Source organism: Lysinibacillus canaveralius (genome assembly GCF_047301505.1).
In the GTDB taxonomy this organism is placed as follows: Bacteria; Bacillota; Bacilli; order Bacillales_A; family Planococcaceae; genus Lysinibacillus_B.
This window is the reverse complement of record NZ_CP154840.1, coordinates 1,359,322-1,386,022: the sequence shown is the minus strand read 5'-3', so window position 1 is coordinate 1,386,022 and position 26,701 is coordinate 1,359,322. Positions and strand designations below refer to the sequence as shown.

Annotated in this window: 29 protein-coding genes; 9 read left to right on the top strand and 20 right to left on the bottom strand. The window is 41.0% G+C overall.

Annotation, left to right across the window (positions count from 1 at the left end):
- Window positions 1-55: 55 nt before the first annotated feature.
- Complete coding sequence (gene cydD, locus AA0Y26_RS06870) at window positions 56-1,786, top strand: thiol reductant ABC exporter subunit CydD (RefSeq protein ID WP_413366303.1); 1,731 nt, start codon at window positions 56-58, stop codon at window positions 1,784-1,786.
- Window positions 1,755-3,419, top strand: coding sequence for a thiol reductant ABC exporter subunit CydC (gene cydC, locus AA0Y26_RS06865; RefSeq protein ID WP_413366301.1), 1,665 nt, complete (start codon window positions 1,755-1,757; stop codon window positions 3,417-3,419). The genes cydD and cydC overlap by 32 nt, the downstream gene beginning before the upstream one ends.
- Before the next feature lie 287 nt (window positions 3,420-3,706).
- On the opposite strand, the gene AA0Y26_RS06860 is transcribed toward cydC, so the two are convergent.
- The 5 genes from AA0Y26_RS06860 to AA0Y26_RS06840 all read right to left on the bottom strand — a co-directional run bounded on the left by AA0Y26_RS06860 (window position 3,707) and on the right by AA0Y26_RS06840 (window position 9,943).
- A complete protein-coding gene (locus tag AA0Y26_RS06860; RefSeq protein WP_413366299.1) occupies window positions 3,707-4,567 on the bottom strand; it encodes a hypothetical protein in 861 nt (286 codons plus the stop codon).
- A 69-nt stretch (window positions 4,568-4,636) separates the two neighbouring features.
- Window positions 4,637-8,326 carry a multicopper oxidase domain-containing protein gene (locus AA0Y26_RS06855; protein WP_413366297.1) on the bottom strand — a complete coding sequence of 1,230 codons (3,690 nt, stop codon included), beginning with the start codon at window positions 8,324-8,326 and terminating at the stop codon, window positions 4,637-4,639.
- Window positions 8,319-8,633, bottom strand: a complete 315-nt coding sequence (locus AA0Y26_RS06850) for a hypothetical protein (protein ID WP_413366295.1) — start codon at window positions 8,631-8,633, stop codon at window positions 8,319-8,321. Before AA0Y26_RS06850 ends, AA0Y26_RS06855 begins: the two co-directional genes overlap by 8 nt.
- 25 nt (window positions 8,634-8,658) lie before the next feature.
- A complete protein-coding gene (locus AA0Y26_RS06845; protein WP_413366293.1) occupies window positions 8,659-8,961 on the bottom strand; it encodes a hypothetical protein in 303 nt (100 codons plus the stop codon).
- 271 nt (window positions 8,962-9,232) lie between these two features.
- The gene (locus AA0Y26_RS06840; protein WP_413366291.1) at window positions 9,233-9,943 is read right to left on the bottom strand and encodes a hypothetical protein; all 711 of its coding nucleotides are present in this window, start codon (window positions 9,941-9,943) and stop codon (window positions 9,233-9,235) included.
- A 73-nt stretch (window positions 9,944-10,016) separates the two neighbouring features.
- On the opposite strand from AA0Y26_RS06840, the gene AA0Y26_RS06835 reads away from it, so the two are divergent.
- A complete protein-coding gene (locus tag AA0Y26_RS06835; protein ID WP_413366290.1) occupies window positions 10,017-10,424 on the top strand; it encodes a hypothetical protein in 408 nt (135 codons plus the stop codon).
- Between the two features lie 3 nt (window positions 10,425-10,427).
- Here the strand turns inward: AA0Y26_RS06835 and AA0Y26_RS06830 are convergent, their stop codons facing one another.
- Window positions 10,428-11,669 (bottom strand): copper resistance CopC/CopD family protein, encoded by a 1,242-nt coding sequence (locus tag AA0Y26_RS06830; RefSeq protein WP_413366288.1) that lies wholly within the window; start codon window positions 11,667-11,669, stop codon window positions 10,428-10,430.
- A gap of 116 nt (window positions 11,670-11,785) precedes the next feature.
- Window positions 11,786-11,986, bottom strand: coding sequence for a hypothetical protein (locus AA0Y26_RS06825; RefSeq protein WP_413366286.1), 201 nt, complete (start codon window positions 11,984-11,986; stop codon window positions 11,786-11,788).
- Between AA0Y26_RS06825 and AA0Y26_RS06820 the strand changes: the two genes are divergently transcribed.
- The 3 genes from AA0Y26_RS06820 to nadR all read left to right on the top strand — a co-directional run bounded on the left by AA0Y26_RS06820 (window position 11,985) and on the right by nadR (window position 14,696).
- Window positions 11,985-12,221 carry a hypothetical protein gene (locus tag AA0Y26_RS06820; protein ID WP_413366284.1) on the top strand — a complete coding sequence of 79 codons (237 nt, stop codon included), beginning with the start codon at window positions 11,985-11,987 and terminating at the stop codon, window positions 12,219-12,221. The genes AA0Y26_RS06825 and AA0Y26_RS06820 overlap by 2 nt on opposite strands.
- Window positions 12,222-12,961: 740 nt before the next feature.
- Entirely contained in the window at window positions 12,962-13,663 is a 702-nt protein-coding gene (gene pnuC / locus AA0Y26_RS06815; protein ID WP_413366282.1) for a nicotinamide riboside transporter PnuC, read from the top strand.
- A complete protein-coding gene (gene nadR, locus AA0Y26_RS06810; RefSeq protein WP_413366280.1) occupies window positions 13,650-14,696 on the top strand; it encodes a multifunctional transcriptional regulator/nicotinamide-nucleotide adenylyltransferase/ribosylnicotinamide kinase NadR in 1,047 nt (348 codons plus the stop codon). The genes pnuC and nadR overlap by 14 nt, the downstream gene beginning before the upstream one ends.
- Before the next feature lie 211 nt (window positions 14,697-14,907).
- Here the strand turns inward: nadR and AA0Y26_RS06805 are convergent, their stop codons facing one another.
- The 5 genes from AA0Y26_RS06805 to AA0Y26_RS06785 all read right to left on the bottom strand — a co-directional run bounded on the left by AA0Y26_RS06805 (window position 14,908) and on the right by AA0Y26_RS06785 (window position 18,348).
- Window positions 14,908-15,345, bottom strand: a complete 438-nt coding sequence (locus AA0Y26_RS06805; protein WP_413366278.1) for a DUF3997 domain-containing protein — start codon at window positions 15,343-15,345, stop codon at window positions 14,908-14,910.
- Between the two features lie 189 nt (window positions 15,346-15,534).
- A complete protein-coding gene (locus tag AA0Y26_RS06800; RefSeq protein ID WP_413368091.1) occupies window positions 15,535-16,050 on the bottom strand; it encodes a SecY-interacting protein Syd in 516 nt (171 codons plus the stop codon).
- 71 nt (window positions 16,051-16,121) lie between these two features.
- A complete protein-coding gene (locus AA0Y26_RS06795) occupies window positions 16,122-16,373 on the bottom strand; it encodes a hypothetical protein (RefSeq protein ID WP_413366276.1) in 252 nt (83 codons plus the stop codon).
- Between the two features lie 29 nt (window positions 16,374-16,402).
- The gene (locus tag AA0Y26_RS06790; protein WP_413366274.1) at window positions 16,403-16,891 is read right to left on the bottom strand and encodes an SMI1/KNR4 family protein; all 489 of its coding nucleotides are present in this window, start codon (window positions 16,889-16,891) and stop codon (window positions 16,403-16,405) included.
- Window positions 16,892-17,385: 494 nt separating this feature from the next.
- Window positions 17,386-18,348, bottom strand: coding sequence for an alpha/beta hydrolase (locus AA0Y26_RS06785; RefSeq protein WP_413366272.1), 963 nt, complete (start codon window positions 18,346-18,348; stop codon window positions 17,386-17,388).
- A gap of 250 nt (window positions 18,349-18,598) precedes the next feature.
- On the opposite strand from AA0Y26_RS06785, the gene AA0Y26_RS06780 reads away from it, so the two are divergent.
- A complete protein-coding gene (locus tag AA0Y26_RS06780) occupies window positions 18,599-19,504 on the top strand; it encodes a glycine betaine ABC transporter substrate-binding protein (protein ID WP_413366270.1) in 906 nt (301 codons plus the stop codon).
- A gap of 101 nt (window positions 19,505-19,605) precedes the next feature.
- On the opposite strand, the gene AA0Y26_RS06775 is transcribed toward AA0Y26_RS06780, so the two are convergent.
- From AA0Y26_RS06775 to AA0Y26_RS06745, 7 genes are all read right to left on the bottom strand, one after another.
- On the bottom strand, window positions 19,606-20,049 hold the full coding sequence (locus AA0Y26_RS06775) for an SMI1/KNR4 family protein (RefSeq protein WP_413366268.1): 444 nt from the start codon (window positions 20,047-20,049) through the stop codon (window positions 19,606-19,608).
- Between the two features lie 71 nt (window positions 20,050-20,120).
- Window positions 20,121-20,342, bottom strand: a complete 222-nt coding sequence (locus tag AA0Y26_RS06770) for a hypothetical protein (RefSeq protein ID WP_413366267.1) — start codon at window positions 20,340-20,342, stop codon at window positions 20,121-20,123.
- Between the two features lie 9 nt (window positions 20,343-20,351).
- The gene (locus tag AA0Y26_RS06765; protein WP_413366265.1) at window positions 20,352-20,585 is read right to left on the bottom strand and encodes a hypothetical protein; all 234 of its coding nucleotides are present in this window, start codon (window positions 20,583-20,585) and stop codon (window positions 20,352-20,354) included.
- 80 nt (window positions 20,586-20,665) lie between these two features.
- The gene (locus tag AA0Y26_RS06760; protein ID WP_413366263.1) at window positions 20,666-21,115 is read right to left on the bottom strand and encodes an SMI1/KNR4 family protein; all 450 of its coding nucleotides are present in this window, start codon (window positions 21,113-21,115) and stop codon (window positions 20,666-20,668) included.
- Window positions 21,116-21,213: 98 nt separating this feature from the next.
- Window positions 21,214-21,570 carry an Imm3 family immunity protein gene (locus AA0Y26_RS06755; protein ID WP_413368089.1) on the bottom strand — a complete coding sequence of 119 codons (357 nt, stop codon included), beginning with the start codon at window positions 21,568-21,570 and terminating at the stop codon, window positions 21,214-21,216.
- A 430-nt stretch (window positions 21,571-22,000) separates the two neighbouring features.
- Window positions 22,001-22,507 (bottom strand): DNA polymerase III, encoded by a 507-nt coding sequence (locus AA0Y26_RS06750; protein WP_413366261.1) that lies wholly within the window; start codon window positions 22,505-22,507, stop codon window positions 22,001-22,003.
- Between the two features lie 175 nt (window positions 22,508-22,682).
- Window positions 22,683-23,108, bottom strand: a complete 426-nt coding sequence (locus AA0Y26_RS06745) for a hypothetical protein (RefSeq protein ID WP_413366259.1) — start codon at window positions 23,106-23,108, stop codon at window positions 22,683-22,685.
- Window positions 23,109-23,719: 611 nt separating this feature from the next.
- Here AA0Y26_RS06745 and AA0Y26_RS06740 point away from each other — a divergent pair.
- A protein-coding gene (locus AA0Y26_RS06740; RefSeq protein ID WP_413366258.1) for an IS3 family transposase occupies window positions 23,720-24,849 on the top strand; the annotation gives its coding sequence in 2 pieces (ribosomal slippage) (window positions 23,720-23,999 and window positions 23,999-24,849; 1,131 coding nt in all).
- Here the strand turns inward: AA0Y26_RS06740 and AA0Y26_RS06735 are convergent.
- On the bottom strand, window positions 24,830-25,207 hold the full coding sequence (locus AA0Y26_RS06735; protein ID WP_413366256.1) for a hypothetical protein: 378 nt from the start codon (window positions 25,205-25,207) through the stop codon (window positions 24,830-24,832). The genes AA0Y26_RS06740 and AA0Y26_RS06735 overlap by 20 nt on opposite strands.
- A 303-nt stretch (window positions 25,208-25,510) precedes the next feature.
- Between AA0Y26_RS06735 and AA0Y26_RS06730 the strand changes: the two genes are divergently transcribed.
- A protein-coding gene (locus AA0Y26_RS06730) for an IS3 family transposase (protein WP_413366254.1) occupies window positions 25,511-26,640 on the top strand; the annotation gives its coding sequence in 2 pieces (ribosomal slippage) (window positions 25,511-25,790 and window positions 25,790-26,640; 1,131 coding nt in all).
- Window positions 26,641-26,701 lie beyond the last annotated feature (61 nt).

Sequence of the window (26,701 nt, the reverse complement as noted above, 5' to 3'; positions counted from 1 at the left end):
AGGGTTAAAAATGCGGATTTATGGAAATGTCATATGTAGAAAGGAGTCGAACCTCATGCAAACACTCCGTATGTGGTCTTTACATAACAAAGGGATGCTTACTTTTATTACCATTTTATCCCTCTTGCAGAGCGGCAGCATCATTGTACAAGCAATCAGTATTGTAAAAACAGTAGATCTCGTGTTTATTCGGGAGGCCGCTTTTTCAGCAGTAGTTCCCTATTTGTGGATGCTTGCTGCGGCTATTATCATTCGGCTTGCCACCCAATTATTCATTGCACGGCTTGGCGGTCAATTAGCTGCTTCCGTTAAATCGAAGGTGCGTGCCGAGTTGCTTCAACATTGGTCAGACCATACTTTTTTACTTCAAGGCTCGCAGCAGACCGGCAGCAATGTCACTCTCTTTACAGAAACGGTTAATGAACTCGAAAGCTATTATCGGGATTATATTCCCCAGGTAATCAAGACCACTGTCATTCCCATTGTTGTCCTAGCTGCTGTATTTTTCACACATCCGACAAGTGCTTTAATTATGGTGATTACCGCACCTTTCATTCCCCTCACCTATATCATCATCGGTATGCAGACAAAGGCAAAATCAGAAGAGCAGCTCGTGGAAATGAACCGCTTTTCCGGGAAGTTTCTAGATCTACTACAGGGCCTGCAAACGCTGCGGCTATTCGGTCAAAGTAAAAAACAGAGAACTGTTTTAGCAGCTAATAATGAAAGTTTTATGAACGCCACATTATCCGTGTTAAAGATAGCATTTGCTTCTACATTGTTTATTGAACTTATAACAACGCTTGGCATCGGACTTGTAGCACTGGAAATCGGCTTTCGAATGATTGTCTTTGAGACGCTTGCCTTTGCACCGGCTTTTCTCGTCCTGACACTTGCACCGGAATTCTACAATGCACTCAAAGAACTCGGTGCGGCATTCCATACAGGGCGCGGCAGCTTAGGCGCTGCTTCCCTGCTGGAGGAAGCGCTGCAAAAAAGGTCTGTACCAGTGCAGTGGGGAGAAAAACAGGTACCGCCAAAACCAAGCTTGTCCTTGCATGACGCAGTCTTCTCCTATAAGAATGGCCCTGTGATCGGTCCATTATCCCTTTCGATTCCGTCCGGGCAGACAATTGCCATGATCGGTCCGACCGGACACGGAAAAACAACAGCACTTTATATGCTTGCTGGTATGGTCGAACTGCAGTCCGGGTCCACTCTTATAGACAGCATTCCTCGAAATGAAATTAGCGAGGAAGCCTGGTATAAAGAGATGACCTATATTGCACAGCATTCCTATCTATTTGCTGGTACACTTCGCGATAATATTTGTATGGGGCAGAACTGTTCCGATGAAAGAGTGATTGCTGCACTTAAAGAAGCGCAGCTCCTGGAATGGTTCCGCTCCCTCCCAGCAGGGCTTGATACGAATATCGGAGAGGCCGGCCGCGGCTTATCCGGCGGAGAAAAGCAGCGTGTTGCCTTGGCTCGCGCCTTCTTAAAAAAACCGTCTGTTGTCTTTTTTGATGAACCAACGGCCGGTCTCGATGTGTTAACGGAAAAGCTGCTGACAGCGGCAATCAAAAAGCTTGGTCAGAATGCCACTGTTGTCATCGTGGCACACCGTTTTGAAAGTATCCTTCATGCTGACTATATTTATATACTGGAGAACGGCTGCTTAACAGCTTCCGGTACTCATTGTGAGCTGACAGATCACCCATTTTATCAATTTATGAAGCAAGGAGGAATGACTGATGCAGACCCTGCTCCATATGATTTGGCGTGAAAAGCGGGATGTCATCTTGTCTATGATTGCAGGATTTCTCAGCGGGCTGACAGCGGTCGCCCTGTTTGCCCAAAGCGGCTTCCTCATTTCCAAGGCAGCGCTTATGCCGCCGTTTTATATCATTCTAATTTTAACGGCATTTTTGAAGCTTTTCGGCGTGGTGAAATCGACAAGTAAATATGCAGAACGTTATATATCACACCGCGTTACCTTTCGTCTATTGAGCGATATTCGTATGCGTTTTTTTACGAAACTTGAACCGCATGCTAATACACTGTTTTCCACTTATCGCAGCGGGGACTTGCTGAAACGTATTACAAGCGATGTGGAGGTACTGCAAAACTTCTTTTTACGCGTCGTCTATCCTCCCTTTGTTGCATTGCTTGTTTTCATTGTAACGGTTCTCTTTACAACATGGTTTTCCGGATGGATAGCACTCGTGCTGCTTCTTGGTTTTCTTTTAACTACCCTTGTCATCCCAGCTGCTCTCATGCATAAAGAAGAAACTCCTGCTAATACAAAGCAAGAGCTGGCATCTGAGCTGACGGAATTTCTCTACGGCTTTCTTGACCTGCAGCTTCATCATCAGGTACAGCACAGACAACAGCTGTTGCATCATATTAGCGCAGTCTATACCGAGGAAATGAGGCAGGAAGAGAATGCCAAGCAGCTTACGCATACATGGAACCAGGCGATTGCACTCATTACGGCCCTTCTCGTTGTCTTGCTCGGTGCCTACTTTGTCTCAGTTGATACAATGGAAGGTTTGTACTTGGCAATGCTCATCCTCATTTCATTGACTGTTTTCGAGGCGGCTATTCCCATGGCGAACGTTCCCGTCTATTTACGCGAGGCGCGTACTGCCACTGCAAGACTTGAGGAAATTACAGAACTGCAGCCAAAAACTCAGGAGAATCTGCACAAGACAGCAGACTATTCAATATCATGCAGCCATGTTTCTTTTCTATATGCAGGGATGAGCCGCCCTGCTTTGGAGGATATCTCCTTTACTATCCGTCCTTATGAAAAGATTGCGATCATCGGTCCGAGCGGCTCCGGTAAATCTACTTTGTTCCAATTATTAATTAAGGGGCTGCAGCCGACAAAAGGAACAATCTCTATTAACGAACAGAACCTAGAGGCAGTGCAGGAGGAATCGCTATGGCAGGAGTTGAGCATTCAACTTCAGCACAACCATTTCTTTTCCGGTACTATTCGTGATAACCTGGAAATCGCAAGACCTGAAGCCGCTGATGCAGAGCTTAACCAAGTACTGGAGAAGGTTCAAATAGACAAATCGCTTGATGACCTTGTATATGAGAAAGGAGACAATCTTTCCGGCGGTGAAAAGCAGCGCCTTGCTTTTGCCCGAGTGCTGCTGCGGAACAGTCCTCTATGGTTGCTTGATGAGCCGTTTACGAGCATCGACGAACGAACAGCTGCAAAACTGCACATGGAACTGCTTGCAGCAGAAGAAAAGACTGTTATTCTGATTACCCACAAGCTGCAGGGCATTGAAGATTTCGACCGTATCCTCGTTATGCAGGATGGCAGGCTGATAGAAAACGGTCCATTTGAGGAGCTGATGAAGCAAAAAGGGCTTTTTTATAAAATGAAACAGCAGCCGAGATAACGGCTGCTCTATTAAATATGATGAATTGTCTATTATCAGAGGGAATTTGTCTATTAACGAGCCGATATTGTCTATTACTCGGGCATAATTGTCTATTAGTAATCAGCTATTGTCTATTAAAGGCTCTAAATTGTCTATTATCCTCATACAATCTATTTCATAAGCAGTACTTGCAGTTGAGTTTTTAAAAAGTGATTTTCTATAATGAAAAAAGGTCTGCCAAATGTTGCCACAAGACAACTTTTTCGGCAGTCCTTCCTTTTGCATCGATCAGCAAGTTACTTGATTTATTTCAAATTCACTATCTCCACGAAACAAACCTCTCTTAAGTCGACCTCTATTTCCTCATTCCTGCATTGAATAAGAATATTTTCTTCCTCCGAACGTATTAAAGTACCAGAAAGTACAGCTTTGTTTATCCTCACCTGTATATCCTTTCCGATAAATTCCTTCAATTTCTTACTAAGCGGGATACCGAAAAACAAATTGACGAAGTCAGGGTTCTTCTTCACATATTCTCCAAAATTGAAAGCTAGTTCACGCCTCGTCTGTCTATCCGCATTTAAAAATTCAGGCTGCCTTTCAGGAACATCACAGGCATCTCTTTTAATGGAAATCAGGTGGCTGTAGAAGATAAAAACAGCGGAGCCGCCAGGATTGATTTGAATAAAGTCTCGGCCTGCTGTTGCTACTTTGCCGAACTTTTCTATTACTTTCACCTGCATGGCTTCTCCAGCTAATTCTTTTTGGTCACCTAATTGATTCATTTCCTGCAGCTGAGCCTGCACAAAATCTTCTTCCTGTTTCCTTGATATACAAGCGATCTCCGCCTTTATGGATATCCCCTTTAGTTCCATGAAGTACAGTTGGAGCTGACGGCGATTCTCGGGATCAGGCTCCGATCCGAGCGAACGGAGTAGATCATTTGCGATATCTATACAAGCCTGTAAACGGTCTAGCTCATCCTTTGGCAGTCGACTATTGGGGGAGGCAAATTTCGGAGTCTTTTTTTGCTTCGGACAATTGAATGGCGAGCCGAATAAATCGACCGGTTTTTGTGGAAGACAATTTGAAAATAAAGAAGAACAATTATCAACTATAGCCTGACAGCTACATGGATGTGTATTGCAGTTCTGGCAAAATTCCATTTAAAACACCTTCATTCTCCCTTTTGTTTATACGTTTATAATCATTCATAGGAACTCTTCTTCTGCCTTTCACCCGTATTTCTGGCGCTTTGCAGCATTCCTGCCCCTGACCGTGGATTTCTTCAATGGCGCCAGGCTTCCTTTTCTTCCATTCAGCACCCGGACGATTCCCCAGAGGCCCAGCTCGATATCCCAGCGAATATTTCCTGACCGGTACATATAGTCTCCCGGTTTATTAAAGAAACCCCCAGCGCCAAAGAACAGCTGCAAATCATTATTGGAGCCGACTGTATTTTGCCCCCGTGCCGAGATGATAGCTGAATCTGCATCATCTTTACTCCGTAAAAATTTGTGTCCGTGGATGATGAATGTGTGGGCTCTCGGCTTATCTGCCGGAAACACAAGCCGCATTGTAACTGGGTCGCCTGAATATGCCAAAAAGAGCGGCGTGCTTGGGTCTCCGAATTTCTTCGAGCTAAAGACTTTGTGAATGTCTTCAAAATTTTTCACCCGATTGCTAAAACGCTCATTCCGGTAATTAAAGCCTCGGGATCCCTGATCTTCGAAGTCCGGCCTTTCTTCATCAGGATCAAGCAAATTCTCAAACAGCGGCTGTGGATCGAGTATCAGCCTATTCTCTTTATCTAGCAGTCGAACACCATCATGCATTAATAAGGCAAATTCTCTGAATTCAGGCAGAAGCGGCGCTGAAATGATTACCTGACTGCCTGTTTCCACATCTTTTCTTGTCCTTTTGTTCAGATACCTTGCGCCCCTCGGCTCTGCTATCAGCATGCCAAATGCCCCGTGATGACGATGATTGCGGATGTCTGCCATATCCCACAGGTTGGCACAGCCAAAGTCCTGGTCGATATACCATAGATACGTAATAGATTCCCCTGGCCCAATTGTTTGATCATAGTTAAATCCAACTGTTGCTCCGTCTGAGTTTCTTACATCATACTGCACTAGCTGCGCATGAAGAGAAATCCTATCAGACGGCGGGAAAAAGGCGTCTACAGGAACTTCCGGATAGCCATGTTTGCCGGTGTGATGATCTATGCCTTTTACTAAATTGGTCAGCGTTACTTCTACATATTCGCCTACATTTGCTCGTAAGATGAGCGGCTCGGGATTCAACTTCCCATCCAAAATCGCTTCTACATCCTTTTTAAGAGCAAAGACGATACCGGCCGGATCATGATCTCCATACTTGTTATAGTCAATTCGCGTGTTAAGTGCTGCGACATCATATTTACGAACCTTTGCCCCAGCAGGTATCTTAGAGCGGCATGGTTCAGCCATTGGCGGCTTTTCACCAGTCCGCTGCGGCAGCGGTTCCTTTCTCAACACCGGTTCTCTTCTATCTGGCAGCGGAATCAGATGGGGCACCTGTTTTTCGAATGAACGGAAAATCCCCCAGTTTCCGAGCCAAATATCATCGACTCCCCCAAAATGATAGAGCATATCGAAGTCCCCTTTTCCTTCCATACTGAACTCCAATGTGAAGGACTCTGCTATAGCGATATGCTGTTGCTGGTCGATACTAGAATCCAGGTCTGGCCGCTCCCTATGCCAGCGCTGCCGGTGGAGATTAAAACTATGCGATTCTTCATGAGACCCTTGGAGCAGCCGCACACGTACAGGATCGCCATTGTAGGCTTCCAGCATCGGCGTCACCGGATCGCCATGGAGCCAGGAGCTGAACGCGTAGGCGGGGTCACAATCTGGTTCCTTCAAGCGGAATTGGATCGGTTCATTTCGATAGTTGATGCCCATTACGCCCGGATCATCAGGGGAACCAGGGAACGGAGGCGGATTTAATGGACAGCCGTCCTTATCGAATAGGAGGGCAAAATCATGAACGAATAGTGTGATCTCACGAAAGTCCGGTATTAGGGGATTGATAATCGTCGCTTTTGTCCCTGAGGCGAGCTCCTTGCCCGTTGCAGAATCCAAAAACTTCGAGCCTCTTGCCTGCACATTAATGCTTGCAAATACACCATGCTGCTGATGCTCATTGGCAAATAGATGATCATGCCAGAAGGTAGCTTTCAGCTCAACATCCGCATACCATTGATATTGAATCGTTTCTCCTGAAAGAATCCCGGAATCATAGTTCCAGCCGACATTCGCCCCGTCCGATACAAGGACATCGAACTTTACGAAGTGGACGTGCATCCCTGCTTCATATGTCCGGTTCACTAATTGAAAGGCATTTCCTCCAATCGTTTCAGGCAGCAAATTTGTATATTTGAACCGGATGGCTTCACCTGCATTAGCACGGATTACAAGCGGCTCGGGCTCTTTTCTGCCCGCCATTACATCCTCTACATCTTCCATTAGTACATACAGCCGGCCTTCTGGATCATGCCACCCTTCCTTGTTGTAGACAATTGGCTTTTGAATCAAGGCGACATGGTACTCTCTTACAGGTGTAACCCCTGGGATAGCAGGATTTGCAAATACAGCACCCGGTACAGCGTTCGGTACGAAATGATTCTTTTCGATTTGGGTTGCCTCTCTCCCCCCGATAATACCAAGCGGGGGACGCGGGGCTTTGAATCCGGGAATACCTGGAATGAAGTTTGGAAAACCCGGCTTTTCAGGTGTTGGTCTAGGAGGGACTGGCCTGTCGGGTAATGGCTTTAATGCCTTAATCTGCACGCCGTTTGGATAGCACATGCTGCCGTCCTGCAAAGTATCGAAGTTTCGTTGAATACCCCACATACCTTCCCCGAAGTGCGGATATAAGTGACAATGGACGATGGCATCTCCCATTGTTCTCTGCAAGCTTCCCGCGCCGTAAAGCGGCGAGACGGTATACTGCACCTGGGGGGAAATTGCTTGAACATCCAACAGTTCGGAATCTACATCTTTCGGTTCGAACAGCCATTGATGCACATGATAATGAAATGAGTGTGTCTCCTGTGTTCCACCATGAACGAGGCGGATTTTAATCGGGTCTCCTACATAAGCCTTCATGATTGGTGTATCAGGATCACCGAACACCCAGGAATCGTGATGCACTTCCTCCCCTTCACAGTCCGGACAGACGACCCCTTCCTGGATAAGCCGCATTCTATTACGCATCGGCTCTGCGCGGTAATTAACAAGATGCGTAGCTTCCGGCTGAAGAGTATGTGGGCTAATCGGCTTTTGCCCCGTTAGATCATCGACTTCCATTTCGTCATGGAAAAACCATCCAAATTCACGGAAAGACGGCAGCAGCGGGTTGTGAATATCCGCAAAAACCCCGCTGTTGATTTTTTTCCCTGTTTCAGGATGGGTCCACCAAGATCCTCTTGGCTCAACAAATAAAGCGCCAAATAACCCATGAACGTTGCTTCCCAGTTCACTGGACAAGGGGTTCCCCAAATCTGAAAAATAGTGGACACCCTCACTCAAAACCTTCCATTTATAAACAATCGTCTCTCCAGGAGCCGCGGTTGTGTCGGGGTTCCGTCCAACGAAGGCACCGTCAGACGTCATCACATCGTATTCCGCATTCTGAATATGCATGCCCGTGTTGAAGGGCAGCTGATTTTCGAAATGGATTTCAATATCATCGCCTTCATTAGCCCGTATGACAAGAGGCTCGACAAGTTCCACAGGTGTAAAGGGATTTAATTCTACTTTCTTTTTAATGATTTTTTCATTTTCTTTTAGAATATACATTCTGCCATTTGGATTGTGGTCCCCGAAACGATTGACCACAATTCGAATCGAAATAGCTACTATATGATACTTTCTAAGCATGATGACCAGCTCGTATATCAGGAATCTCTCTTCCCTCTTTTTCAATATAAAAGACTTCAATATCGTCTATATGAATTCGGAATACTTCACCGTCAAGCTCCGTTACGTTCGTCACTTCAGCCTTTATTACTAAATAATCGCTGACGACTTCTTCAATTGTTCCTATAATTAGAAAAGGGAAGGAAGAAATTAATATTAATGCCCTTTTCTCAATATTATTTTGAAATTCAAGCGAAACTACCGCTTCTCTAATTGCATTAATATCTATACCAATTGAATCTTGTGCTCTAATTGATTCATTTTTCACTTATCTCACCCTTTCTATTACTTGTTTAAATAACAGGAATTTGACGATCCGGATCAAAAGGAGTAAAAACGGCTATATGTTCCATCGGAAAACTTAATGGTGTCGGGAACTTAAAGAATGGTGCATTATGCATTTTGATAATGACCGGATCTAGTGTAATAAAACCGTTCGTCACTTCTGCCACTTCGCCTGTAAAAATTGGTCGAAATGACTGACCCAAAATACTTAATTGTTTGCTTTCTGTTACTAACAATATTGTCCGGCCAATCATTTCCAAAAATAATTCATTCTCCGGAATAATATCGTTTATAAAATCCTCCACCCTCATTCACATCCTCCTACTTGTAAATTACCAGTATTTTATGTAATTTTTTTCAGCGAAAATGATTCATTCCCCCATACATAAAAAAAAGAGCTATCTTCATTGGACAGCTCTCTCCTCAGATGTATTGATTTACCTTTTATTTTTAAGAAATCAGCTTGCACTATAGTCGGCCCGCTTTCCATTGACATGATCTCAGGCTTTTCTGGCCAACACGATATGGATCAGCAAGAAACTGTTGCAAAAACCCGTTTCCCATCAATCGTTATTTGGGTACTCAGCTATTATTCTTTTGATATTTCCATTTTGATATGAATTTTTGAAAAATAGAAATGTACCGTGTCTGCTTCATGTAAGTGACCTGTGAGAGGAGAACAGTTGTCTGTTCTCTTTTCCCTATCGTAAGAGTTCCCTTGTGTACATCCAATAATTTTCCCTTTACTTGCTGATTCGAATCGATTGTTAAATAGGTCCCTCGCCATGATTTTAAATTTGTTTCGAGATACTCTTCAAAGAACTGCTGCCTTAACACTTCCTTCCCTGCCACAGTCTCTCCGAAATTCGTTAATAATTTCCGTCTAAGCTCCTGGTCGATGAAAACATGCTGATGCGTACCCGGAACATCCGGCAGACCGAATGGCGATTTTGCGGAATGGATAGCTGTATAAGGTATCCATATACGGGTAAAGAGTGTTTTTAACATCACAAAATTTCTGCCAATGACATGCACTTTCCCAACCGTATGCAACACTTCTTCCCCGTTGCGTGAATAGACTTCAACCAATTGGTTTTTCTTCGATTTAAAAAACTTCAGCAAAACCATCTGTTGTTTGGATCGGGGGATTTTTTGCCCCAGATTTTGAAGATTCAAGCCATGGATCGTTTCTTGCAGCATCTTCAATTCGTGCAGCGGCAAAGAACTTGCCGGCGAGGTATAGCCTGCTTCTCCTTTCAACTCCGGGTGATTTCTATCATATGTTTCCGTCATGATTTACTTCTTCCCTCCCGTTGGAACCCTTCACATTCAGTTGTACATATAATGGGGAAAGGAGATGGATTGAATGAGCATATTATTGGTAGTGATTTTGTTGAGCTATTTCTTTGTTGGTTCCTTATCCTATTCTTTTTTATATAGATTAAAAGACTTGATCAGCTATCATTTAGGGATGAATATCGCCATGACAGCCAGTACCGTAATGGGAATCGCTGTTGGAACGATACTCGGGTATGCATTCCCTGCCCACTATACTGCTGTTACCATCATTACCACGCTTTTAGCCATTTTAATTGGAGCCCTTTTTGGTGCTTTGGTAGACTATCAAACATTACTTTCCGGGGTTTCCAGCGGTATTATGGGCGGGGTTATGGGACCAATGATTGGCGTCGTAGCAGATTTAGGGCTGATTACGTTTTGTACGATTTTAGTATATGCATCATTTGCACTTCTTTGTTTCTCGATTCGTTCATAGCTGTTAAGACAGCGGACTCACATAAGTTAATATAGAAACGATTACCACGAGTAAGAGCATCAGGAAAAAGTCTGTCTTCACCAGTTTTTCTACTTCTGCAGCTTTATCGTTTTTATATTTCGCCTGGATGATGGCTGCCACTACAAGGACAATGATCACTAGCCCCACTTTCAACAATAAAAAGTAGCCCCAATCTGAAAATAGTGCATCAATGCTCGGAAGGAACATTACCGTTGTAAAAATCCCCGTGATAGACAGAACAATCATAGTGAGGAGCGCAACTTTTGAAAACAGCGGCATGAATTGGCGAACATACATGCCTTGCTTACGCCAAAAGACGACGATAAAGGTTAATCCCGCAGCCCATATCCCCGCTGCCAGTAGATGAATACTATTTGCAGCTACTAAAATACTTACCGGTTCAAACTCAAAGGAATGTCCATTCATACTTTTGCTCACTATAAGGGCAATAAGCCATGAATAATCAAACCACTGATTCTTAAAAAGAAAAACCAATCCAATCAGTGACAGAAAGAGCGAGAAGAGCCATATAGCACCGAACGTTGTATCAAACGGAAAATCCGCCCCGAACGTTAATCCATTCTCATTGAAAACCATTAATTGGGTTAATAGTAGAGACAGTAATCCAACTAGATGAAGCAGCTGGAAGCTAATGCCCCATAACGCGTATTTTTTCAAAATATCACCGTTATATCTTTGCACAACCCTCCACCAAAACACCCACCCTATGATCAGCAAGAGACCTGCATAATAAACTGCCCTCATCATATAGATGAACCATTCCGATAGCTGCGCAGTATTTATTGATAACGATTGTTCTTCGGGTGGCATTGCATCGCCAGTATCATCCTTTTCGATTACTGGAATGGGCACTTCTCCGTTCTGCTTTTCATCCTCCATGAGTGGTGGATCATCTGTCTCAACCTTAAATGAAAAAGAACCTTGGACTGGATGACCATCATTGGAGGAAATTACATAGTATTTTACCGTATAATGGCCACTCTCGAGAGAAGGAAGCTGAACACTGATCGTTTTCTGATCGTCGCTTCTACTCGCACTTTCAACTGCTACTTTCTTTTGTGCTTCACCTGAGACTTGAATAGAAAAATCACTTTCTACCCCGCTGTTGAATGTAATTTTTACTTCTTCAGGAGAATTTTCAAGAAGGCTGCCCGGGGCAGGATATTCCTCTATGACAAACGAGTGTCCCCAAGCTTTTTCCATTCCCAGAATGAAAAAAGCGATTATCATAAAGGAAAAAAATGCTCTTCTGTGAATAGGAATACTCCTTTCCCTAACTTTTACTGTTATCCTATTCAAACTATTGAAGGTCAATTGGTTTAAATACCCTGCATGAGGCGCTTTTCAATAATAATGGCCTGCCAATTAATAAAACTTCCAGCTGTTTTAATAATCATCTTTACCATACATTCCGCAATGACAGTCTCTTTTGTGGTGCTTCCACCACTCGAACTCATCATGACAGCCTTTCTTATGGTGCTTTCGGCAGCGGCAACTCTCATGACATTCTTTTTTATCATGTTTCCACCATTCGATCTCGTCATGGCAGTCTTTCTTATCATGCTTTCGGCAGTGGCAATCGTCATGACATTCTTTTTTGTCGTGTTCCCACCACTCGAACTCGTCATGGCAGTCTTTCTCATCATGCTTTCTACAGCAACCGTCATGATCATGCCGCTTTTTATTTTGCTTTCGGTCACAACGCTTTTTCATGTCATGGTCTGGACTGCAATCCCGAGACAGCCAATCAATTGAAACAATCTTATCCTTCAATACTGTAACGATATGTCCATTTTCATTTTTAATATCTACAAAGTCTATTCCTATATGATCTGTCTTTCCTTTTTTTCTACGCCCATCAATCGTATTCATTTCTAATTCACAGCCTTTGTGTTTCAGCAGCTTGTAATTCAGATTATTTGTTAAACCCGAGAAGTTTACTTGAAAAAAATCTCTGCAATCATAGTGATGACAGCATTTATTTTTTCTGCTGGATTTTTTCTGGAATCGGCCTTGACAGTGACAATTTCTCTTATTTTTATGGGAATGTCTATTGTCCACACTATCTATCCTTTCTATTCTGATATTCTAATTTATGTATTTTTTCTTTCCTGTAAAAGGCTAAAACACAAATACCCAACACCATCTGTCTAGTTTTTTATATGCTTTTAAGATGAGATTCTATTTTTCTTCTAGCTCCTAAAAATAGCGTTGTCTGCTCGATTACATTTCTTTTATTTTTTATAATCCACCAGCTAACATACCGATCAGGAAAGATACCATTCTTTTGATGGCACACCTTTCTATAGTGCTTTAAAAGCTGAACGATCAATTTTCCGGCCTATAACATAAACAATTCCAGTCAGGATCTGCCTTGTTTCCCACTAAAGTAAGATAGGAAATATTTACGATTCATCCCCTTTAAGATTAGTTCCTTGGGTGCTGATGGTTACTGGTTAAAAGTGCTAAAATTGAGCGAAGAAAGGATGGATAGTATGTTTAAAGATTGGACAAAATTTGAAATTTCATGGCTGACGCTTTTTACCTTGATTCAAATCGCATTATTTTTTATATGGGATGACACGCTGATTGGCTTTATCAGCTCAATTTCCGGCATGCTTTGTGTGGTGCTTGTAGCTAAGGGGAAAATCAGCAATTATTATTTCGGCATTATTCAATGTGCCACATATGCGTATATTTCCTATACCTATAATCTATACGGAGAGGCAATGCTGAATGGCCTCTTCTACCTGCCGATTCAATTCATCGGTATTTACATGTGGAATAAGCACAAAACGGACAGCAGTATTCGCGGAGAGGATATTACCGCTAAACGATTAACGAAAAAAGGCTGGATTATTCTGCTGATCCTATCCGTAGCGGCCTCTCTCCTTTATGCTGAACTATTGCATTTAATTGGCAGCCAGCAAGTACGGATTGATTCTGTTGCCGTCGTTCTATCAATTATTGCGCAGATTTTAATGATACAGCGTTATGCAGAGCAGTGGATTATGTGGATTGTGGTGAACGTGCTGATGATTATCCTTTGGCTTGTGACACTGCTTACATCCGGCGGTAATGACTGGGCGGTGCTCGTCATGTGGACAGCGTTCCTTATTAACTCTGTTTACGGCTATATTAACTGGCTGCGTATATCCAAGCAGCAGACTACGGAGGAAGCATATGGGCATGCGTAAAATTGGGATGTATGGCGGAAAATTCATTCCGGTTCATATGGGGCATGTCTATGCCATGATTAAAGCCTCTACAATGGTAGAAGAGCTCCACGTCGTCGTTTCATATGATGAAGAGTATGAAAAGGAACATTACTATCATCATTCACATATTGAGCCGATACCTTACAAGATACGCCTGCGCTGGTGGAAGCAGATTACAAAAAACCTGCCCCATGTCCATGTGCATGCCATCTATGAACCCCAGACTGGTGAATTTTCCGATTGGGAACTTGGAGCGGAAAGAATAAAGGCTGCTGTTGGGAAACCGATTGATACCGTCTTTTCATCCGAGAATGCGTACGGGGAATATTTTGCAAAGCTGTACCCGGATGCAGAGCACATGATGATCGACAGTGCGCGCAGCGTTTATCCTATTTCAGCCACAAAAATCCGCACGGAAGGACCTCTCAAACACTGGGAAATGCTGCCCAAATTTGTGCAGTCCTATTTTGTGAAAAAGATTGTGATCGTCGGAACGGAAAGCTGCGGGAAATCTACACTTGTCAAAAATCTGGCAACCTTGTATAACACCGCACACGTAGAGGAGTGGGGGCGTACGTATTACGAACGCCTCGGTACATATGAGACTCTAGAAAGTGACTTCCCTGAAATTGCTTTCGAACATCAGTACCAGATTAAAGAGCAACTTAAAAAAGCTAATAAGCTGCTCTTTATTGATACAGAAGCGCTCGTCACCCAGTTCTTTTCTATCGCCTATGAGGGGAAAACCCAGCCGGTGCTAAATGAAATCGCCAAGCTCCAGCAGTTCGACCTGTGGCTGTTCCTAGAGCCTGATGTAGACTGGATTGATGACGGAACGCGAGTGTTTGGGGAGGAAAAGGTCCGCCAGACGAATAACGATATTCTAAAATCATTGCTAGAGGAAGCTGGTATTCAGACTATTTCTATTTCTGGCAGCTATCAGGAGCGGCTGGAGAAGGCCATGGAGGAAGTAAACAAACTGCTCGGGGTAAATGGATTGCAGGTTAGTTGAATTCATGCTAAAAGCCATGCCGGTACTAAATGATAGACCGGCATGGCTTATTTATATTATATATGTCATCGTTATGATAGCCGAATAAAAGGAGCATTCCACAGGTGGAAGCTCCCGTTATTTTTAGTAAATAGATCATCCCGCCAATACAGAAACTACAGCTTCTTGTCCTCCCCTTCAAAATGCACGTGGTACACTTTGTAATAATTAGCTATTTTAAATCCTCAATTTCTTTTAATTTTATCCTCTCTGAAATACCCAATTCCTTCTTTTTTTCTGCAAAATTCTCTTCATCAAGGGGACCAAATACCTTTCCGGATTTAATCTCTACTATCCAGAAATGAATATCCTCATTATTAGGTATTTGATAACTATTACTGCTGCTTGGGTCATCCATCAAACCAAGTTGCTTTGCTAGAATATAGTGATGATCCCAAGCTGCTTCAGTAATTTTTGCTGGTATTACATCACTTCCCCAGCTGGAATCACTCGTTTTACGTGCTATCGTGACTTGATGGGCTGATGTCCGTACAATAGAATAACTTTCAGGGAGGTCTAAACTATAATCTGCTAAGCCCGCACAACCTGTTAGCAGGAGGGAGGAATATACCGTTAACACCAAATAATAAAATCTTCGCTTACTAAACAATTGGCCACCTCCATCTAAAAGATCTACGGAGCTTGACGGTAAATATCGGATAAGGTTTCACATTCAAACGTTATGGTACTCCATTAAATGGCACGCTCCTGGAATAAATTAATACCTTTTAATGTTAAACGACTTCATTATGAATTAAATAAATATATTATCAGGAAACAATACCCTCTTCCTAAATTCTCACTTTTTCAGCCTCATATTTTCGATTACATCCTCTATACTTTCGGCAAGATCTTCGAATGTGCCGCGCTCATAGTCTTCTAATCGGATTTTTCCGGAGCTGTTATCCACTACGACCACCAGCCCCTCTCCTTCTATTCCAATAGGTATATTCTCTAAGCTGTTTCCATGAGCTTTTTTATATCCCTTCAGTAACTCTCTGAAAGAATTTATTTCGGTGTTCGGCAGCACAGATTCCAAAGCAATATAATGGTCCTTAAAAAAGCCGTCCAAATCCGCAAACCAGTAGGAGCTGAAATATGCTGCAATGGATGTATGTAAGTGAAATGCAAACTCATCTTCCAGTTTTTTTATATCAGGGAATACAGTCATCTCTACCGGCTTCCATGATCTATATCCTTCCTCATCGGCCATCCCCTCATAAATGAGTAGACCTTGATCGATTTCAGGTGTCTTAAATAGAAAATCCATCCCTTGAGCAGCTGTTTCCTTTCTCATCTGGAAATACTTTTTCATTGCTTCTTTTACAGCCAAATTGATCCCTCCTTATTAATATAACCCCTCTCACGGCTTACAGAGCCATATCCCTATGATTCAAAAGCCATTCTCCTCGGGAATACGCCTCTTTCTCTTATGAGGCATACCGCCAGCTTCACGGCAGCACGGTCAAAGTAAAAGCGGGAAGGCAGCTTTGGATCAGGTATAGCTTCTATTTCCGAAAACTTTCCCGTTCCTTTATCCAGCTGAATTGTTCCCATCCTCTCTTCATCAGGACCAAAACGGTAGAGGACCTTTGCATCATCCTCATACTCCTTCAACAGTAAAACGTAGGATCCCACTGCTGCCCCTCCTTCCCGGCGAATATCTATCACTCATACAGCTTCTTTAGAAAATCTGTAAACGACTCTGCCACATAGAAAACATTTTCTCTCGCCCGCTCTTCTGCCTGCTCTGCTGTCAGCCCTTCTTCATGCATCAGCATTTCCTTTTCCCCGGCATTTTCATGTTCCCAAAAGACGACAATTGGATCATCCTCTCGGTTTTTATAATCAAAGCACAGCAGATTACCTGCAGGATCGAAAGCAATCGGAATCACTTGTGCAGGAAGTGTTTCCTTATAATCATGAAAGACTTCTACTATATATTCACTGTCCTCTTCTTCGTAGCTTAAGAATGTTCCAAAAACCCGTTCCTTCCCCTCTACTTGGAAAAGATGGGGATTTACATGACCGCCGTGATTGACCATGGCACATTGTATATAATCATCAGGGAATCTAACAGCAAGTTTTTTTGCGACTTCCTCTACTGTTTCTCTTGTCACCGGCTCATCCCATATACTCCATTTAACATGTTCCATCCTATACAACTCCTTTCACGTTTCTATATGGTATTACAATTAATAAAAAGTCCTGCTGTTCAAATGCCCTAAAATCATTTGAATTCCGGTCCATCTGTCGCATGAGCGCTCCGAAGGAATTTGCTCTCTTCGTTTCAAAAATTGCACAGATACCTTCTGATGTACTTTTATAAAATTGGTGAAGGCCATTTTTCATAAACTGAAACATGGTGATTTTGAATGCCCTGCCTATCACTCATTAAAAACATATTCCTGACCCCATACCACTTGTTAATTTACCGGGAAAGGAATTTTTTCGGTTGCCTAGCAGTACCCCTGTTATGCCAAACCTTCCAAACGACCGCATTAAATGGTCATTTCCTTTTTCAAATAAAAACCATCCGGTGTCCACATGAATGGATACCGGATGGTCAGCAGTGTTCAGCATCCTCGTCGGGAAAGTTTGCCTTTCTATTACACATCCATTTCCCTAATACAAAATTACTCGGTATATGTTACAGGTACTCACCCATAAACCGGTCCACTGCCTGCCAATACACATCAGGCTTCACTTTTACGGCTTCCCCGTGGCCAGCCCCCTCAATAATAAGCTGTTCCTTCTCGCCGGCTGCCGCATTATAAACATCGTCCAGCATTTCAAACGGCACGAATGTATCTTTATCCCCATGGATAAATAAAATCGGCAGTTCGCTTTTCTTCAGCTGCTCTACAGCAGATGCTTCATATAAATCATAGCCCGCGCGTATTTTCGTGACAGTATTTGCCGCTTGGATAACAGGGAACTCCGGCAAACCAAATAAATCATCCAGCTGGTAAATAAATACGTCACTTACCGATGCATAGCCGCAGTCTTCCACAATCACCTTCACATTGTCAGGAAGCTCTTCACCAGCTGTCATCATGACTGTTGCTCCGCCCATCGAAATACCGAATAACGCGATTTCTGCCTGTGCATCACGCTGAATGACCTCATCAATCCATTCGACCATATCAAGTCGATCATGCCAGCCCATGCCGATATAATCACCCTCACTATTACCGTGCCCGCGTAAATCCACCGCCAGCACATTGTAGCCTTGTTCATAGAAATGGCGTATGTACCGAGTCATCCCTTCTGCACTGCTTGTATATCCGTGCGCTACCATGACCCATTCAGACACTTTGCTTTCCTGCTCATACACATAGCCGGCCAGCTTCAACTTCAGTTCATCATTTGAAGTAATGGAAATCGTTTCCATTTTGTGTTCGACCAGGAACGCTTCATCCGCAGCCGTTGCCTCTGCCTCTAGTTGTTCATCGATTAATAAGCTGTCCTCTAGATGTTCATTCCCCTCTAAAAATTCCTTTTCATCATCCGCGTTTAGCGCAAAGTTATAAAAATAATTCCCTACTGCAAAATAAGCTCCAATAAGCAATACAATAACAATACCTAGTATAATAGTTAACTTCTTTTTCATAGACTACTCCTTATCAAAAAATTTCCATGTCGTATACCATATTACTAAAATATATAAAAATACACTAGCCGCAATAGTTGGTTTAAGTAAAACCGACGTCTGTAGTTAGCAATAGACAGGCGAAAATGCAATTTGACACAAGTAACAACTTGTTGTTACTATTAAGTTGTTACTTTTAATACATAATAAAAATACAACATGAAACTACACACAAGGTAATAGAAATCTAACTTTTTTAGGAGATGAGAATATGATGAAACTCAAAACACTCGGTATTACTTTTGGAATTTCTGCCTCATTATTATTGGGTGCATGCGGAGATGAAGAGAAGGACACAAATTCAGCGGGAGCTGCCGCAACCATCGGAGAACAGGTTGATTATACAATCATCGGGATTGAGCCGGGAGCAGGTTTAACAGGACTTTCACAAGACACATTGGAGCAATATGAAAATCTAGAAGGCTGGACGCTGCAAGAAAGCTCTACAGCAGGGATGCTAGGCTCCCTCGAACAAGCTATCCGCAACGAAGAGCCAATCATCATCACAGGCTGGACGCCCCATTGGAAATTTTCTGCCTATGATTTAAAGATCCTAGAAGATCCAAAGGGAACGTTAGGCGGCGCTGAAAATATTAATACCCTTGTACGAAAAGACTTAGAGAAGGATTTACCTGACGTATATACAGTACTCGATCGTTTCTACTGGGAGCCTGAAGATATGGAACAGGTAATGTTTGATGCGCAGGAGGGGGATTTTGAGGATGCAGCCGCAAAATGGATTGAAGACAATCCGGATAAAGTCAATGAATGGACAGAAGGAATAGCAAAAGCAGATGGTACGGAAGTAGAACTTGTTTCTACACCATGGGACTCAGAGCGTGCTTCCAGCAGTGTGGTGAAAGCCGTATTAGAACAGCTAGGCTATAAAGTGAAAGTCACGCCTGTAGACCCTGCTATTATGTTCCAGGCAATTGCCACAGGTGAAGGCGATGCAACAGTAGCGCCATGGCTGCCAACCACTCACCAGGCGTTCTATGAAAAGCATCAGGAAGATATCGTTGATTTAGGCGAAAACCTGGAAGGCACACAAAACGGCTTTGTCGTACCAGCCTATATGGACATCGATTCGATTGAAGATTTAGAGCCGAAAGAATAGCGTGGAAGATTGTTCATAAGGATAGCGTGCCAGACGCAGTACATTTTTATGTAGTTGGGTCTGGTACGGTCTATCATACGAAAAGGCTTAAAAAGTCTTGATTAAAAATATATATTCAATTCGTTACGAAGTGCTTTTTCTACATACGCTTCAAAACTAGCAGCTATCACTTCCTTACCACCAAAATCAAAGTCAAAAGCAATAATTTCCGGATCGGGAGAATTAAAACCTACTGGATTTCCTGCACCATCTACCCCAATTGCGATAAATTTCTTATAGCCTTCCGGAAGAATGTCTCTAAAGTGGAGAGATTGCTTTACAAATGAGGGAGTAGCTACAAACTCTGCTTCTTTCAACCCTAAAATGATTGCCTCGCCAATCGCTCCTGATCCGTATTTCAATAGAAAAAATCTATAATCCTCTGGCAATCTCACTTGAAGTATTTCTTCAGCTTGTGCAATCTCCTCTAAAGGAACAGGTCCTCCAAATGCCTCAGGACATACGTTAAACTCCTCTTCAATTTTCCGGAATACTTTTTTATTCATTTATTCCTCCGTTTATAATCCTTTATGTATTGGAAATTAAATAACAGCCTCTCTTGTTTACAACTCTATTATTAATCAGGGCAAAGATCGAGTAGATCGAAAAATAATATATGTTCAACCGTTACTTGTGAACCGAAAAATGATACCGGTTGTATAAATGCTAATTCAGGGACTGCTTCATGTAATTCTCTATCACTTAGCGTCGTATACCCCCTAGCAAAAAATACATTTTTAATGAGATCATCAAGCTCTTGCTGTTTGCCTGTATACCGGCTGGATGCCAAATCCATCAAGCACCGGCGTCATTCTATCCGTATCTTTTTGTTTTCTACCTGAAATTCATGTTGAAGATAAAATATAGGGACAAGCCTAGAAATTAATAAAGTGCTGCTGTAGGCAACCTCAAATTGCTCTTTCCTGTACTTTTTAAATTCAAACATAATTTTTGAAGATGGCCATATTTCCCCATTTCTTGTGTCCGTCATATCAATCTGGTTTCCTTTAGTAAAACTTCTAATTTCTAAAGGTATATTCATATTTTCCCGGCACTTTGCTAAATAATGTGCTGTTTCTCCATCTTTATAATACTTTTCAATAATTTAATCGACCAGTTCCTTCACATCGTATCTACCTCCAAATCATATAAACGATGTAAAAAATCATTGATATTCTCTGCTAAAAAATACATATTTTCCTTAGGATCATCCGCTTCTTGCTCATGATTCCAAAAATAAATTTTTTCAGCCAAATTATTTTTTACGCCTAAACAAATTTGATTACCAGCTGAATCATCTGCTATCGGAATGAACCCTATCTCGATTAACTCATCAAAAAAATCAAATTTTTTATCTAGATTATCATACATATTACCAATACCGTAGAATACATTTAGTACACTTTCCCCTTCCTCTGAAGAAACATAAAAAATGTTAGGTTCTGCATATCCACCGTTGCACTCCAGCAAAAATTCTCTATATAAAGCAGGGAATTTAACCTTATGTTTTCTTTCAAATGCTTCTAAATCCTTTAAAGATAGTTTCTCATGGATTTTTTGAATTTTCGTCATTATTCTTCCCCCACATTTAAGTTAAATTATCTTGTGAAATCAAGTAATTCCTCCTTCATTACATTAGTCTTTCTAATAAAAATATCCTTTTTTAATTCCTACTCCGTATAAGGATTATAATCTATCTCAACCTTGCTAAGCCCTTCTAATACTTTCTTTATTCGCATAGTCAAGTCAGCGATTTCTTCTTGTGATAGTTCGTTAGTGCCCCCTGCCTCTTTAAAGATACTTAACCTCTTTGTAATACCTTCAACATATCCAATAAAGACTTTGTCTCTGGATAATAATATTTCTCCTATAGCTGTATCAACAATAAAACTCTCTACTTTTCCAAGGTTTATGTAATCGTTAGCTGTTCTAGCTATTGCATATTCATGTCCTCTGCTTAATTGCAAATATTCCTTATAGTCTTCCTTAATCACTTCAAATAACTCTTTATAGTCCCAGCTTTCCACATTATCACCTACCAATTCTATGAACTATTCAATTCCCTCCATTTTTCTATTTTTATCTATATTTTAAATATCCTCCCCTACTGCACCTCAAAGATGGAGCTGAACTGTTAGAAAAGACGCTAGAATAGCCGTTCGTATAAAAACTTCGTGTATTGGTTTGATTAGGCATAAAAAAGCCTACTCAGGACCACCACTCCTTGCAGACTTTTAAAATATTCCCATTTTATATTCAAGTAGTCGTATGCAGCACTCTGTCTCATCATACTTCACTCTTCTCCAAATGCTCAACCTTCATATACAGTAATGAATAATTCTTCGTCCTCGTCTTTAAACAACCGTACCGCTATCTCCCGGTCAGGGAATCTATCCTTTAGTTCTCTATATAATTACAAAACCTTGAAAAGCGTATAGCCAATCGAGGTCTATAAGACTACTCTTCACATACTTGAATAATTCCCTTGGGCACAGATGTAAAAATCAATACTTCCGGGTTAGGATAAGGATGCTCTCTTAAATACTCTTCCAATGTCACCATACTACCCCAGTATAGTTTAATCCAATGTTCGATATTCTCTCCAGTATCAAAGTTTAGAGCTTCCTCATCAAAGTCTTTCAAATCTTCATAAAACGCTTGATCATAGATGGCAAGGGAAATATCACCATTAAACACGCGAATTTTATCCGTAAATACAGGAAAGCAAAACGATGTGGAAAAACGATTCCTCATATCGACACCTATTGCCTCTTTAAAATCAAGCCAATTAGGTGTATGAGAGGGTCTTAATGTTTCTGTTATGTCAAACTTTACTTTGCCTCCAATACTATATCTATTATTTGATACAGTAGAATGTTTAATGCCATCATTCATGACCTCTTCCATCGAAACATGATATTCATGGTTCTGAGGCAAATATGCATGATACATTACATTACTCAAATATCTCACCTGCTTACTAGTTATTTTCTTGGAATATAAGGAAATTGGGGGCGTCAAGTGTACTGATGCTCAATGAAATTTTTTAAAATATTTAGTAACCTTATTTGGATTTTTTATTGTTAGGATTAGACCAGTTAGAAGAAGCTTTTCTGGACAAAAGGTGTTTTACCACCTCTTATTTGAAGTTCTCTAATCCATGATACGGATTTAGTATGTTTTCCCCTGCTTCATTGATTGCTTCTTCTATTTCTTGGAGTATTGCTCTATCAATGTCTTGTCGTTGATCAATAGAGTCTTTAATTTTTTGAAAACATTTTTTCAAACCTAAGTTAACAACAAGCGACAAAATAATATCTACATCATCATAAGATTCAGTATTCCACAAATCACAGAGAACTCCATCAATTCTATCTCTGATGTCAGTATGCAATAACTCATATGTCATCACTTGCCTGTCCATTAATTGACTAAGTACCTGTAAAAATTCACTTTTATCGATCTTATGTACAGAAAAATCATTTAACACATCTTGAAATAATAAAGCTAGTTCACGTGCAGATAAAAAATCTGGCAATGTTTGATATTCTTCTAAATTTCTCATTATTTCTCCTTTATAAGTGTACCATTTAGTTTGTATGATTTAGGAGTACCCTCTTGAACCCTCTTTTTTATACTCTTGGGGTAATCCAAATTAATTATCCCTTCCTTCAGTCTTTTATATAATTAAAAAGCCTTGAAAAGCGTATAGCCAATCAAGGTTTACTTCGAGTCAGGATTATCTATCTTGATACAACACTTCTTTATTTGTGTCTCCTAAAGAAGTAAGCAGTTTAAATGTATTACTTTTCCCATAAACTTTTGGATTCAAAACTTTGATACACCAGGTTTAATCCATGTATCCCTCAGCAATTTGTATACTTCTCTTTAAATTTAAGTCAGGGTATCTTTGATCTAGAAAATATAGCAATTCAATATACTCTTTACTTTGCAAATTATATGCTACTTCTTCAAAAATCTCACTTACAAATGAAAGTTCTGTTTTTGTACAAACCTGTAAAAAATTCAAAGTCAAGCTCTCATCTTTACTTAGTAAAACAATTAACTCTTCCCGCTTTTGCTCAATCCTTGGATCATTGGATAGGTTACACTAAGTTGGACAGATAATATAAGGGCTTGTAAACTTAGACTATCAATTAAAGGGAGCGTGCTATTATGACACGTCAACGTCGAACATTTACACCCGAATTTAAACTGCAATTAGTGAAACTTTATGAAAACGGCAAGTCTCGTGCGGACATTGCCCGAGAATATGATATTACGCCTTCTGCGTTAGATCGCTGGATTAAAAATCATAAGGAAACAGGATCATTCACAGCGAAAGATAATCGAACAGAAGAAGAAAATGAACTTGCTCGATTACGCAAAGAAAACCAACGTTTACTAATGGAGAACGATATTTTAAAGCAAGCAGCGCTGATCATGGGACGAAAATAAATGTGATTCGTAATAATGCTCACAAATATTCGGTATCAGCAATGTGTGCCGTCCTCCACTTACCAAAAAGTACGTATTATTATCACGCTGATCTATCCAATAAGCGTGCACAAAAGACCGAAGATATAGCAATTTCTAAAGAAATCGCCCGTATTTTCAAAGAAAGCAGAAACAATTATGGTACACGTAAAATCAAAAAGGAATTAGCTAAATTGCCGAAGCCAATGCTGGTTTCACGTCGGCGAATTGGACGTCTCATGAAGGAACAAGGACTTGTTTCGAACTATACAATCGCACAATTCAAGCTTCATCAATCAATGTGCAATGAAGCCCCTGTAAAAAATGAATTACAACGACAATTTAAACAAAAAGAGCCGTTGGCTGTTATTGTGAGTGATTTAACGTACGTCCGAGTCGGAACAAAATGGCATTATGTATGCTTATTTGTTGACCTTTTCAATCGTGAAATCATTGGCCATAGCGCTGGTGCAAGTAAGAGCGCAGAGCTTGTCTATCAGGCCTTATCAGGCATTAAAGGAAACTTGAACGACGTTCAATTATTTCATACAGATCGAGGGAAAGAGTTTGATAATCAACTAATTTCAGAAGCTCTTGGAGCCTTCGGAATCCAGCGGTCACTAAGTATGAAAGGCTGCCCTTATGACAATGCAGTGGCCGAAGCGATGTTTAAGGTATTTAAAACGGAATTCGCTAACGGAGCCCATTTCTCTTCCCTTGAACAGCTCGCTCTTGAACTTGGTGATTATGTTCATTGGTTCAATAACATTAGAATTCATGGAACACTGGGCTATTTAACACCTATAGAATTCAAGCAACAGCTCCTATAACTTTTGTCCAGTTTAGTGTTGACATTCCAATTCTATTTAATGTATTTTCAACTACCTCCATATCGAATTCTCCTGATAAATAGTATAGTTTTAACCAATAAGCATTATTATCAAGATAAGTTTCAAGCGCTTTTCTAATATTTCCCTCTGTAATTTCGTTAACAATAATCATTGGAGGCATGGCAGGTAGATATTCAATGTTTTCTCTTTTCATTAATGTTTCAAGGTTTTTGGGAGTACAGACAACTAGAGTATAGGTAAAACCATCATCTAGTTCCACAAAAATATCAATATTATCATCTTTACTATTATTTACTTGTAGTAATGAAGTTGGAAAACTAATTTTATTAATTTTCATCCATACTCTTCCTCTCTTTTCCTATAATACCTTTTTTGTTAACTTAGCTATTCACCTTATAACCCCTTGGAATATAAAAAGCACCTGACCAAATCACCACTATTTTCCGCCATTTATGTATTATAATAAACTCCCTTAAGGGGATTACCGCCAGAATTTCTCAACTCTCAAACAAATCATTTTTTTGTTGTCTCCTACAAATGTCCGCTGCTTTAATATAAATTATGGATAGGTTACACTAAGTTGGACAGATAATATAAGGGCTTGTAAACTTAGACTATCAATTAAAGGGAGCGTGCTATTATGACACGTCAACGTCGAACATTTACACCCGAATTTAAACTGCAATTAGTGAAACTTTATGAAAACGGCAAGTCTCGTGCGGACATTGCCCGAGAATATGATATTACGCCTTCTGCGTTAGATCGCTGGATTAAAAATCATAAGGAAACAGGATCATTCACAGCGAAAGATAATCGAACAGAAGAAGAAAATGAACTTGCTCGATTACGCAAAGAAAACCAACGTTTACTAATGGAGAACGATATTTTAAAGCAAGCAGCGCTGATCATGGGACGAAAATAAATGTGATTCGTAATAATGCTCACAAATATTCGGTATCAGCAATGTGTGCCGTCCTCCACTTACCAAAAAGTACGTATTATTATCACGCTGATCTATCCAATAAGCGTGCACAAAAGACCGAAGATATAGCAATTTCTAAAGAAATCGCCCGTATTTTCAAAGAAAGCAGAAACAATTATGGTACACGTAAAATCAAAAAGGAATTAGCTAAATTGCCGAAGCCAATGCTGGTTTCACGTCGGCGAATTGGACGTCTCATGAAGGAACAAGGACTTGTTTCGAACTATACAATCGCACAATTCAAGCTTCATCAATCAATGTGCAATGAAGCCCCTGTAAAAAATGAATTACAACGACAATTTAAACAAAAAGAGCCGTTGGCTGTTATTGTGAGTGATTTAACGTACGTCCGAGTCGGAACAAAATGGCATTATGTATGCTTATTTGTTGACCTTTTCAATCGTGAAATCATTGGCCATAGCGCTGGTGCAAGTAAGAGCGCAGAGCTTGTCTATCAGGCCTTATCAAGCATTAAAGGAAACTTGAACGACGTTCAATTATTTCATACAGATCGAGGGAAAGAGTTTGATAATCAACTAATTTCAGAAGCTCTTGGAGCCTTCGGAATCCAGCGGTCACTAAGTATGAAAGGCTGCCCTTATGACAATGCAGTGGCCGAAGCGATGTTTAAGGTATTTAAAACGGAATTCGCTAACGGAGCCCATTTCTCTTCCCTTGAACAGCTCACTCTTGAACTTGGTGATTATGTTCATTGGTTCAATAACATTCGAATTCATGGAACACTGGGCTATTTAACACCTATGGAATTCAAGCAACAGCTCCTATAATTTTTGTCCAGTTTAGTGTTGACATTCCAATTAATACAAAAAACCTTGAAAGGTATATAGC